Origin of the sequence: Tissierella sp., assembly GCF_052089545.1 — a bacterium.
Taxonomy (GTDB): domain Bacteria; phylum Bacillota; class Clostridia; order Tissierellales; family Tissierellaceae; genus Tissierella_A.
The window spans coordinates 1-10631 of the sequence record NZ_JBQDAA010000069.1 but is presented as its reverse complement, the minus strand read 5'-3'; the positions used below and the strand labels follow the sequence as shown (position 1 = coordinate 10631).

At 30.4% G+C, this 10631-nt stretch carries 11 protein-coding genes and 1 pseudogene; 3 read left to right on the top strand and 9 right to left on the bottom strand.

The features are described 5' to 3' along the window. Positions 1 to 29: 29 nt before the first annotated feature. Genes ACTHW2_RS06705 through ACTHW2_RS06695 form a run of 3 tightly spaced genes read left to right on the top strand, consistent with a single transcriptional unit; the run spans position 30 to position 2938 of the window. Positions 30 to 965 (top strand): ABC transporter permease, encoded by a 936-nt coding sequence (locus ACTHW2_RS06705; protein WP_442263201.1) that lies wholly within the window; start codon positions 30 to 32, stop codon positions 963 to 965. A gap of 12 nt (positions 966 to 977) precedes the next feature. Then, positions 978 to 1979: an ABC transporter ATP-binding protein gene (locus ACTHW2_RS06700; RefSeq protein ID WP_442263200.1), complete on the top strand. Its 1002-nt coding sequence runs from the start codon at positions 978 to 980 to the stop codon at positions 1977 to 1979. Then, a complete protein-coding gene (locus ACTHW2_RS06695) occupies positions 1979 to 2938 on the top strand; it encodes an ABC transporter ATP-binding protein (RefSeq protein WP_442263199.1) in 960 nt (319 codons plus the stop codon). Before ACTHW2_RS06700 ends, ACTHW2_RS06695 begins: the two co-directional genes overlap by 1 nt. 365 nt (positions 2939 to 3303) lie before the next feature. Here the strand turns inward: ACTHW2_RS06695 and ACTHW2_RS06690 are convergent, their stop codons facing one another. From ACTHW2_RS06690 to ACTHW2_RS06650, 9 genes and pseudogenes are all read right to left on the bottom strand, one after another. Next, positions 3304 to 3939, bottom strand: a complete 636-nt coding sequence (locus tag ACTHW2_RS06690; RefSeq protein ID WP_442263198.1) for a cyclodeaminase/cyclohydrolase family protein — start codon at positions 3937 to 3939, stop codon at positions 3304 to 3306. A 37-nt stretch (positions 3940 to 3976) separates the two neighbouring features. Next, positions 3977 to 4876: a PhzF family phenazine biosynthesis protein gene (locus ACTHW2_RS06685; RefSeq protein ID WP_442263197.1), complete on the bottom strand. Its 900-nt coding sequence runs from the start codon at positions 4874 to 4876 to the stop codon at positions 3977 to 3979. A gap of 39 nt (positions 4877 to 4915) precedes the next feature. Continuing rightward, positions 4916 to 5791 carry a ParB/RepB/Spo0J family partition protein gene (locus ACTHW2_RS06680; protein WP_442263196.1) on the bottom strand — a complete coding sequence of 292 codons (876 nt, stop codon included), beginning with the start codon at positions 5789 to 5791 and terminating at the stop codon, positions 4916 to 4918. 27 nt (positions 5792 to 5818) lie between these two features. After that, positions 5819 to 6583, bottom strand: a complete 765-nt coding sequence (locus tag ACTHW2_RS06675) for a ParA family protein (protein WP_442263195.1) — start codon at positions 6581 to 6583, stop codon at positions 5819 to 5821. Between the two features lie 479 nt (positions 6584 to 7062). Beyond that, positions 7063 to 7347: a GIY-YIG nuclease family protein gene (locus ACTHW2_RS06670; protein WP_442263194.1), complete on the bottom strand. Its 285-nt coding sequence runs from the start codon at positions 7345 to 7347 to the stop codon at positions 7063 to 7065. 490 nt (positions 7348 to 7837) lie between these two features. Next, complete coding sequence (locus tag ACTHW2_RS06665; protein WP_442263193.1) at positions 7838 to 8074, bottom strand: DUF2164 domain-containing protein; 237 nt, start codon at positions 8072 to 8074, stop codon at positions 7838 to 7840. Positions 8075 to 8500: 426 nt separating this feature from the next. Continuing rightward, positions 8501 to 9301 carry a nucleoid occlusion protein gene (noc, locus tag ACTHW2_RS06660; RefSeq protein WP_442263192.1) on the bottom strand — a complete coding sequence of 267 codons (801 nt, stop codon included), beginning with the start codon at positions 9299 to 9301 and terminating at the stop codon, positions 8501 to 8503. A 149-nt stretch (positions 9302 to 9450) separates the two neighbouring features. After that, positions 9451 to 10167: a 16S rRNA (guanine(527)-N(7))-methyltransferase RsmG gene (gene rsmG / locus ACTHW2_RS06655; protein WP_442263191.1), complete on the bottom strand. Its 717-nt coding sequence runs from the start codon at positions 10165 to 10167 to the stop codon at positions 9451 to 9453. Then, positions 10160 to 10631: pseudogene (locus tag ACTHW2_RS06650) on the bottom strand (tRNA uridine-5-carboxymethylaminomethyl(34) synthesis enzyme MnmG); the annotation flags it as partial. The pseudogene ACTHW2_RS06650 and the gene rsmG, both read right to left, overlap by 8 nt.

Below are 10631 nucleotides of genomic sequence, written 5' to 3'. Positions count from 1 at the left end.
AATTTCTATAACTAAGGAGGGACGCTAGTATGGTTGATTTTAAAACAGAAATGTTTGAACCTGTAGTAAGAGATGACTTAGATGCTGAAGTTATAAAGCGTCCAAGTATAAAATATTGGCCAGATGTATGGCGAAGATTAAAACAAAATAAGTTAGCAATGACTGGACTTGTTATTATAAGCTTAATGATAATTATGGCTATTATTGGTCCTAGTTTAAATGAATTTGATTATAGAACTAATAATTATGATTTAATAAATAATAATCCAGACTCAACACACTGGTTTGGTACTGATGAACTTGGTCGTGACCTATTTACTAGAGTTTGGTTTGGAACTAGATATTCACTTATTATCGGACTTGCTGCAACAGTTATCGTATTTGTAATGGGTATCTTATATGGTGGTATCTCTGGAATGGCTAGTGCTAGAGTAGATTCTATAATGATGCGTATAGCTGAAATAATTTATTCTATACCATATTTACTGGTAGTTATACTGCTGGCCGTGGTCTTTTCTACCGTCGGGTCCGGTACCAGTCTTTTCGTAATTATATTTGCACTGAGTCTTACATCCTGGGTGCCCATGGCCATACTGGTTCGTGGACAAGTTCTCCAGCTAAAGGAAGCTGAGTACTCACTTGCAAGTGAATCACTTGGAGCTAATAATGGATGGATACTTAAAAAACACATTATACCTAATACTCTAGGTCCTATACTTGTAAATGTTACCCTTGCAATACCTAGAGCTATATTTGCAGAAGCTACACTAGGCTTTTTAAGTCTTGGTCTCCAAGCTCCTAAGTCAAGTTTAGGTACACTAGCAAATGATGGTTTAGCTGTAATGTCTGTGGGACTTTTCTATCAGATAATTATTCCAGCGCTTTTTATATCGCTTATAATGTTTTCATTTAATGTTATAGGAGACGGACTTAGAGATGCATTAGACCCAAGACTTAGAAAATAAAGAGGTGAGAAAATGGAAAAAGTATTAAAAGTAAAAGACTTAGCCATATCATTTAAAACTTTTTTTGGTGAAGTAGAAGCTGTTAGAGGTATTAGTTTTGATGTAGAAAAAGGGCAAACAGTGGCAATAGTAGGAGAATCAGGCTGTGGAAAAAGTGTAACCGCTAATTCCATTATGCAACTTCTTCCAAGACCACCTGCTTACTTTAAAAATGGTCACATAATGTTTAATGGTATAGATTTACTTAAAAAATCAGATAAAGAAATGGAAAATGTCAGAGGAGAAGAAATAGCAATGGTATTTCAAGACCCAATGACTTCATTAAATCCAACTATGAAGGTTGGTAAACAAATTGTAGAAGGATTAATTAGACATCAAAAAGTCTCTAAAGAAGATGCAAGGAAAAAAGCAATAGAGATGTTAGAACTAGTATCAGTTCCTCAACCAGAAAAGAGAATTAACCAATATCCACATGAATTTTCTGGTGGTATGAGACAACGTGTAATGATAGCTCTTGCAATGGTATCTGATCCACAACTACTTATAGCAGATGAGCCTACTACGGCTCTTGATGTTACAGTTCAAGCTCAAATATTAGAACTAATGAAAGATATACAAAAAAAGCTAGGGATGTCTATTATCTTAATAACTCATGATTTAGGAGTAGTAGCTGATATTAGTGATCTAGTTAATGTAATGTATGCTGGACAAATACTTGAACAAGGATCAACTGAAGACATATTTGATAATCCAAAACATCCTTATACAAGGGGACTTTTGGCATCAGTTCCAAAGCTAGATATGTCAAGGGATGAACCTCTATATTCTATAGATGGTACACCTCCTGATCTATATATTCCACCAAAAGGATGTCCATTTTTTGCAAGATGTGATTATGCAATGAAGGTGTGTAAGGATAATATGCCTGAATTTGAATATCATAAGGAAACACATGCAAGCAGATGTTGGTTAAATCATCCTATGGCTAAAGCTAATGAAGGAAGTGATATATAATGGAACCTATTATATCTGTTAGAAATTTAAAAAAACATTTTACGGTAGGAGAAGGAACATTAAAGGCTGTAGACGGACTTGATTTTGATATATATCCTGGAGAAACTTTTGGACTTGTAGGAGAATCAGGATGCGGTAAGACTACTGCTGGAAGAACCCTTATTAGATTATATGAACCTACTGATGGTAAGGTTATATTTAATGATCAAGATATATATACCTTGTCTCAAAGGGATATGCAAGAAGTAAGAAGGAATTTTCAAATGATATTTCAAGATCCATATGCTTCTTTAAACCCAAGAATGACTGTAGAGGAAATTATATCTGAGCCTTTAGAAATTCATAAAATATATAAAAACAAAAAAGAACAATCAAAAAGAGTAGTAGAATTACTTGAACTAGTAGGTTTAAATGAAGAGCATGCTATGAGATTCCCTCATGAGTTCTCAGGAGGACAAAGACAAAGAATAGGTGTTGCAAGATCTCTTGCCCTAAATCCAGAGTTTATAGTATGTGATGAACCTATTTCAGCACTAGATGTATCTATACAGGCTCAAGTAGTTACCCTTTTAAAAGATTTACAAGAACAACTTGGACTTACTTATCTATTTATAGCTCACGACCTTTCAATGGTAAGGTATATATCTGATAGGGTTGGAGTTATGTATCTAGGTCATATGATGGAACTTGCGGAATCTGAAAATTTATATAACAATCCAATCCATCCGTATACAAGAGCTTTACTATCTTCAATACCAATTCCAGATCCTAAAAAACAAAGAGAAAGACAAAGAATAGTACTTGAAGGAGATGTGCCTAGTCCTATAGATCCACCAGAGGCTTGTAGATTTGTAGATAGATGTCCTTATGCTATAGAGATTTGTCACAAGAAGGTTCCTGAATTTAGAGAAGTAAAACCAAAACACTATGCAGCTTGTCATAGAGCATTAGAAGTGTAGTCAAAAAGAGGGAGAAAGAAAAATAGGTCTAAATTTTAGAGGATAATCTAAAATTTAGGCTTTTTTATTATTTTTAAATAATTATTTATAGTTTTAATATTTCCCTGGAAATACCTCCTAAACATTTTTTGGTGGGAAATATTAAACTTTAGTTTTGTTTTAGAAATATAAAAATTTAACCTTTTCTTAAATATATAATAGCTGCTATGAATAATTATATATACTAAATATTTTTATAAAGGTATCTTAGTTTATTTTTATGAAGATATAGTCAGTTTATTAGTTTACTTGTTTTTGAAAAAGTATAAGTCCAATAGAAATTTCTATTGGACTTATACTTTTATTCCTTAAATATTTTATATTTTTTATAATCTACTGTATACTTTTTTCATAAGTTTTTCTTTTAAATCTTTTCCATCTTTTAAAAGATTTGCTACTTCATTTCTTTTTTCTTCCCTATAATCTACATCTTTTATACTATTTAAGTTGATACTTACATTTAAAAGAGCTCCCTCAAGCCCCGTATAAGCGAGTAAAGCACCTACCCCTACATCTGTTATGGCATTTGAATTTCCATAGGCTGCAAAGACTTCTTGGCACTCTAGAACCTTTTTACATTCTTTAGCAGCATCTAAAGGAAGTTCTAATGCTTTTTTATAACCGTCTTGGATAGCTTTTGTTCTTTTTTGTCTTTCTATTTCACTTTCTTTAGGCATCTTGAAAGCTTTCATTACATCGTCAAAAGCTTTAGTGTCTTCATCTACAAAGTTATTTAATTTTTCTATACTATTTTCAATTTCTTTAAAATTTTCATCCATTTCCTTTTTTGTACTTTCATCTAATTCATCATATGCTTTTTTACCCTTTGTTAAATTATAAACCATAGATGTAAGTGCACTTCCAAGGCTTCCTGCTACAGCAGAAACACTTCCACCTCCAGGTGTAGGATCACCACTTGCAGTTGTCATTACATATTCCTTTATACTTTTATCAATATACATTTTTCCATCCTCCTTTATATTTGCAACTCAAAATGAGTTATCCAACATTTATTATTCCTTCTAAAATTACTTTTCCTTTTCCTCCAACTTCCACTTTATATTTATTATTCTTTTTTTCTATATAACAAGATATATTACTCTTTCTTCCTATATTTTCACCTTGAATTACACTTATAGTGTTAGCCTTTATAAATCCTTTTGTTTTCAAAAGATATATAAGACTTCCATTGGCTGAACATGTAGCTGGAGATTCATCTAGATTATTTATAATAGAAAAACTTCTAGTATAAATAATTTTAGAATTTTTTTCAGGTAAAGAAAACAAATGAATACCTTCTATATTGTTCTTTTCTAAACTTAACTTTAGAGCTTTTTTATCTATCTTTATCTTATCCATTTTCTCTTTTTCTTTTACCCATATAAAGGCATATTTATCACTGAAATCTATAATTGGTATTTTTTCTAATTTATCTTCTAGATTTAAATCCTCAATTTTTAAGTTTAGTATCTTTAAAAGCTCATTTTCATCACTGATAAGACCATCTTCTAGAGGAGTTCCTAGTTTTAGTACTATATTTATTATTTCATAGTTATAAAAATAAATTTCTACCTCTAACTTCTTTTCATTAAAAAGTATATAAACTGATTTTATACCTGATTCTAAAGCTGTCATATAGCCTTTTAAAGCAAGTATATAAAATGCTGCTAAAGCAGAATGTCCACAAAAGTCTACTTCTTCATAAGGTGTAAAAAATCTTATCTTATAATTTTCACTATCACTATGAATTACAAATGCAGTCTCTGGTGCATTTAACTCTCTTGCAATTTTTTGCATTTCTTTTTCACTTAATCCTTTTGCATCAGGAACAACTCCGGCTGGATTTCCTTTAAAGCTTTCATCTGTAAATGAATCCACAAGATATATATTATATTCCATGATTTTCTCCTTTCTGCAATTAATGTTCCACGTGGAACATTAATTAGTTAGGATTTCAAAAATTCTTTTCAAATCTTCATCATTATAGTATTCTATCTCTATTTTACCCTTTTTATCCCCTATAATTAAGTTTACCTTTGTACCAAGTGATCTAATAAGTTGGTCTTCTAAATCTACTACATATGGATCTTTACTAGAGCCTTTAGATTTTTTTGGCGTAGTTTTTTTATTTCTTTTTACCTCTTCTTCTGTTTTTCTTACATTCAATCCTGTTTCTATTATCTTTTCAGCTATTTCAACCTGTTCTTTTTTATCCTTTATTCCTAACAGTACTTTGCCATGTCCTTGACTTAAATCTCCATTATAAATATAATCTATCACTTTTTCATCTAAGTTTAAAAGTCTAAGACTATTTGTTATATATGATCTACTCTTACCTATAGTTTCTCCTAGTTCAGTTTGTTTTAAATCAAAATCCTTCATAAGATTTTGATAGGCTATAGCTTCTTCAATTGGATTTAAATCTTCTCTTTGAACATTTTCTATAAGTGCAAGTTTAGCTACATCTATATCCTTAGCATCTAATACTATAGCTGGAATAATTTTTAATCCTGCTAGTTTAGAAGCCCTAAACCTTCTTTCACCTGCTATTATTTCATAATTTTCATCTTTTTTTCTAAGAAGAATTGGTTGAATTACTCCATGAACCTTAATAGAGTTTGAAAGTTCTTTTAAGGCTTCTTTTTCAAATTCTTTTCTAGGTTGGTCTTTTTTTGCCTTTATTTTTATAAGGGATATGTATTCTATCTTTTTACCCTCTTTATCTTTTTTCTCACTTATTAGGGTATCTATTGATGAATTATCTCCAAGTAAGGCAGATAATCCTTTTCCAAGTCCCCTTTTTTTACTTGTCATAAAAAAATCATCCTTCCCATTTACTCTTTATTCTACATATTCTAGAAATTCTTCAGAAAGTTCTTTATAGGCTTCAGCACCCTTAGATCTATTATCATAATCCATAATAGATAGGCCATGAGAAGGCGCTTCTGCAAGTCTTACATTCCTTGGAATTATACTTGTATATACCTTACCCTTAAAATAATCTTTAACCTCTTCTACCACTTGTATAGAAAGGTTTGTCCTACCATCAAACATACTTAATACTACCCCTTCTATTTCCAGGTTAGGATTATAACTACCTCTTACAAGCTCTATTGTAGTGAAAAGTTGGCTTACACCTTCCAAAGCATAATACTCACATTGTATAGGTATTATAACACTATTAGATGCTATAAGACCTGTTACACTTAGTATACCCAAAGAAGGAGGACAATCTATAAATATATAGTCAAATTTATTTTTAATAGGTTCAAGTCTCATCTTTAATAGCTCTTCCCAGTTTCCTTCCCTAGCAAGTTCTACCTCTAAGCCTGCAAGATCGCTATTAGAAGGTAGTATGAATACATTTTCAGCTGAAGTTTCATAAATAGCCCTTTCTATATCAACATCTTCTGACAAAACATCATATAGTTGATTTTCTATGGCTTCTTTTTCTATACCAAGCCCACTTGTAGAGTTTCCTTGAGGATCTAAATCTATAAGAAGAACCTTTTTACCCAGCTTTCCAACTCCTGCAGCCAAGTTTATACTTGTAGTAGTCTTTCCAACTCCACCTTTTTGATTGAATATAGCTATTGTCTTACTCATTTTTTCACCATCCATTTTATATCTTACCTATATAGTATCATATTTTAAGGGTAAATAAAGTAAAAATGTTCCACGTGGAACATTCTTTTAATGGAAATATTATCTATTAATAAGTTTGCATAGTTTTGATGAATTTAAAGAAGTAACCATATAATTCATGTATGAATTATATGGTTACTTGTCTAGCTTATTTATTATTTTTTGAGTTATATAATTTCCTTGTTAAAGGTTTAATTTTACGAGAAATTTTGAAGGAAGGTTTTTATATAAAAGTGTATCATAAATATTTTCTTGTCATCCTGAGGAGCATAGCGACGAAGGATCTTCTTTTCTAGCCTAAAAAAAATCCTTCATTGTATTAAGAATGACAGGGGCAAATTCTTCACTCTACCAAGGTATTACTACATAAGATTCTTCGGCAAGCTCAGAATGACAAATACAAAATACTAATATTTAGGATTTTCACTAGGATCGGGATCTTATCCTTTAAACTTTTCAGACAAATCTTTCCATCCTGGATTTATGCTTTCTACTAATTTATCTTTCTTTTTCCTAATCCAACCTTTGATTTGTTTTTCTTTCATTATAGCTGAGTTGACGTCTTCTGTATAATCAAAGTAAACCAATTTATTTATATTATATTTTGAAGTAAAGCCCTTTATTAATTTATTTTTATGCTCATAAATTCTACGTTCCAAATTATTTGTTATTCCAGTGTATAAAACTTTATTGTTCCAATTAGTTATCATATAAACATAATACAAATCCTCACCCCTTTAAGATTCTTCGACAAGCTCAGAATGACAAATACAAAACGTTTTGCTTGCATTAACCCTTTTAAGATTCTCCGGTAGGCTTAGAATGAAAAATACAAAATACTACTGTCTCTGTCATCCTGAGGAGCATAGCGACGAAGGATCTTCTTTTCTTAGCCTAAAATAAGGATTCTTCCTTGTGTTCTCCTAAAGGGACTAGCCACATTAAACACGTACAAGGATGACAAGGTAGGATTCTTCACTGTATCAAGTGTTACTATATAAGATTCTTCGACAAGCTCAGAATGACAGACTCAAGATATTTTCCCTGCATTTATCCTTTTAATATTCTTTGACAAGCTCTGAATGAAAAACATAAGATATTTATCTACAAATATTTATTATTATATCATTAAAACTTGTTAGATGGATAATATAATTTTAAGATAAAAAAAGGAATGTTCCACGTGGAACATTCCTTTTTATCTTTTATATGTTTTTATCTCCTAACTATTTGCAGGGCAAATAGGTCTTCTATTTTATCATTCATATAGTTATGTGCATCCTCTACCCCTTGATTGTATATATGAGGGGCTAGTTCTTCTATGAAAAAATCCAATACTAATTGTGAAGCAAGTTCACCTAAATCTTCATCTCTTTCTTCCGAAAAATAGGTGGATATTTTATGTTTCATCTCTCTTTTATTTTCATCACTTAATTTTATCTTCTTTTTCAATTTATTTATTCCTTTCTTTAGATGTTCCACGTGGAACATTTAATGTTTTATATATATTCACTCATTCTATCTTTTCAATTTAGGTCTTGTAGAGTAAATCTTAATATAATATATAGATGCTATCTCAATACTTTTAAAGTGTTCTTTTATATTAGTCGGTTTCTTATTATTCTATAAATATAATAGTATATACTTTATAGAGATAAAACAAGTTCTACGTAGAGGATTTTATGTTTTCCATCTACTAATACTATGTTTTTTTTAGGATAAAGTATTGTAGATATCTAATATCTTATAAGCAATCTATCTAATTCTCTTAATATACTTTTTTATATGTGTTTTTTATATTCATTTTAACCATCGTCTCTTAGATATCATAATATGTATTTGAAATAAAAGAAGATGTTCCACGTGGAACATCTTCTTTTATTTATTTTTAGGTATCTTAATTACTACCTCTACATGATCTTCTTTGTCTACTTCTTTATAGCTTGCATCTATTCCAAATTCTTTTATAGCACTATATGCTTTTTTTACTGTATTTAAATATATTCTAATATTTATAAGGGATTTAATACTTTGTTGAGGTGTCTCTTCCTTATCTTCTTTCCCTCTAAGACTATTTAAAATATCATCCACTAAGTTTTCTGTAGCATTTACATTTAGATCACTTTCTATAACCTTTTCTAAAACCATCATTTTTAATTCATCATCTGGAAGTTTTAAAAGCACCCTTCCATGTCTTTCTGTAAGGCTTTCACTTACGAGGATTTTTTGAATATCCATAGGTAGTTTTAGTAATCTAATTTTATTTGCTATGGTAGATTGAGATTTTCCTATTTTTTTAGATAGTTCTTGTTGGGTAAAGCTATGATCAATTATTAGATTTTGATAGCCTTCTGCTTCTTCCATAAAATTTAAGTCTTCTCTTTGAAGATTTTCTATTAGGGCTACTATAGCAGATTCATTATCTCTATATTCTACTATTACAGCAGGAATTTCCGTTAAATCTGCTAGCTCTGTAGCTCTAAGCCTTCTTTCACCTGCTATAAGCTCATAGTTTTCGTTTGATGTCTTTCTTACACTTATAGGTTGGATTACTCCAAATTCTTTTATAGATTCTGAGAGTTCTACCAAAGCTTTCCTATTGAAAATCCTCCTAGGCTGATATGGATTAGGTCTTATAATAGATATAGGAATATATTTTATTTGTTTTTGAACTGACATATGAGCACCTCTTCCTTATAGTATGATATATGTAACCTTATCTTGGTAGATTTTGTCTTGGATAAAGTTTCCTTCATATATAATGATACTATAAATCTTATATATTTCCTAGTTTATTTCCCATGTTTTTTACATCAATTTATTACATTTTATAATGGTTTTTTTCTAGGTTTTCCTCCACCACGAGGATATTTTTGAGATGTTTGTCGTATTTTTTCTATAATTATCAAAGAATGTTTTATATCACTCTCTGGAAGTGTCACAATTTTACTTTCTACTATTTTACCACCTAGAATCTCTATAGCATTGTGACCTAATTTTATCTCTTCTTCTACATCTGGACCTTTCATGGCTATAAAATGCCCACCAACTTTTACAAAAGGTAAACAATATTCACTTAAGGTATCTAAAGATGCCACTGCTCTAGATACAGCTATAGAATACTTTTCTCTGTACTCAGCCTTTCTGGATAGTTCCTCTGCTCTTCCATGCATAGCTCTTATACCTTTTAATCCAAGCTTTTCAATAACTTCATCTAAAAATATTATTCTTTTATTTAAACTATCAAGAAGTGTTACATCTAGATTATCAGACAGTATTTTTAATGGAATACCAGGAAATCCTCCGCCTGTTCCTATATCTATAACACTTTTTTCTCCTTTAAATAAATCTGAAGATAGTGCTGTAAGACTATCCAAGAAATGTTTTATGTCAACTTCACTATCTTCAGTTATAGTAGTTATATTTATCTTTTTGTTCCACTCTTCTAAAAGTTCCTTATAATTTAAAAATCTTTCCTTATCTCTTTCTGTAAGTTCTAAGTTTAATTTCTTAACACCCTTTAATAATACATCTATATTAGTCATTCATAGTGTCCTTTCTTCTTTTTTGCTCTAGATATATAAGAAGTACATTTATATCTGCCGGAGAAACTCCTGATATTCTAGATGCTTGACCCACTGAATCAGGTTTTATTTTATTAAGTTTTTGCATGGCTTCATTGCTTAGTCCTTTAACAGGTGAGTAATCAAAGTCAAAGTCTAGTTTTCTTTTCTCTAGTTTTTTAAACTGTTCAATTTGAATCATTTGTTTTTTGATATATCCTTCATATTTTATCTGTGTTTTAACTTGAAGTTTTTTCTCTCTTAAAAGATCTTTTCTGTCAGGATCAAATTCTCTTATTTTTTCATAATCTAATTCTGGTCTTCTTATAAGTTCAGCAGCCGTTGTAGGGCTTTGAGTAGATGTAGAGCCTAATTTTACTAAAATTTCATTATTTGCTGCTGTTGGATTTACCTTTACAGCTTTTAATCTTTCTAGCTCTCCATTT

What these genes read in the sequence shown, in the direction of transcription:
- rsmG (WP_442263191.1), bottom strand. Translation starts at nt 10,167, where the DNA reads ATGACTAATATAGATGTATTATTAAAGGGTGTTAAGAAATTAAACTTA.
- ACTHW2_RS06705 (WP_442263201.1), top strand. Translation starts at nt 30, where the DNA reads ATGGTTGATTTTAAAACAGAAATGTTTGAACCTGTAGTAAGAGATGAC.
- ACTHW2_RS06685 (WP_442263197.1), bottom strand. Translation starts at nt 4,876, where the DNA reads ATGGAATATAATATATATCTTGTGGATTCATTTACAGATGAAAGCTTT.
- ACTHW2_RS06675 (WP_442263195.1), bottom strand. Translation starts at nt 6,583, where the DNA reads ATGAGTAAGACAATAGCTATATTCAATCAAAAAGGTGGAGTTGGAAAG.
- ACTHW2_RS06695 (WP_442263199.1), top strand. Translation starts at nt 1,979, where the DNA reads ATGGAACCTATTATATCTGTTAGAAATTTAAAAAAACATTTTACGGTA.
- ACTHW2_RS06700 (WP_442263200.1), top strand. Translation starts at nt 978, where the DNA reads ATGGAAAAAGTATTAAAAGTAAAAGACTTAGCCATATCATTTAAAACT.
- ACTHW2_RS06680 (WP_442263196.1), bottom strand. Translation starts at nt 5,791, where the DNA reads ATGACAAGTAAAAAAAGGGGACTTGGAAAAGGATTATCTGCCTTACTT.
- noc (WP_442263192.1), bottom strand. Translation starts at nt 9,301, where the DNA reads ATGTCAGTTCAAAAACAAATAAAATATATTCCTATATCTATTATAAGA.
- ACTHW2_RS06690 (WP_442263198.1), bottom strand. Translation starts at nt 3,939, where the DNA reads ATGTATATTGATAAAAGTATAAAGGAATATGTAATGACAACTGCAAGT.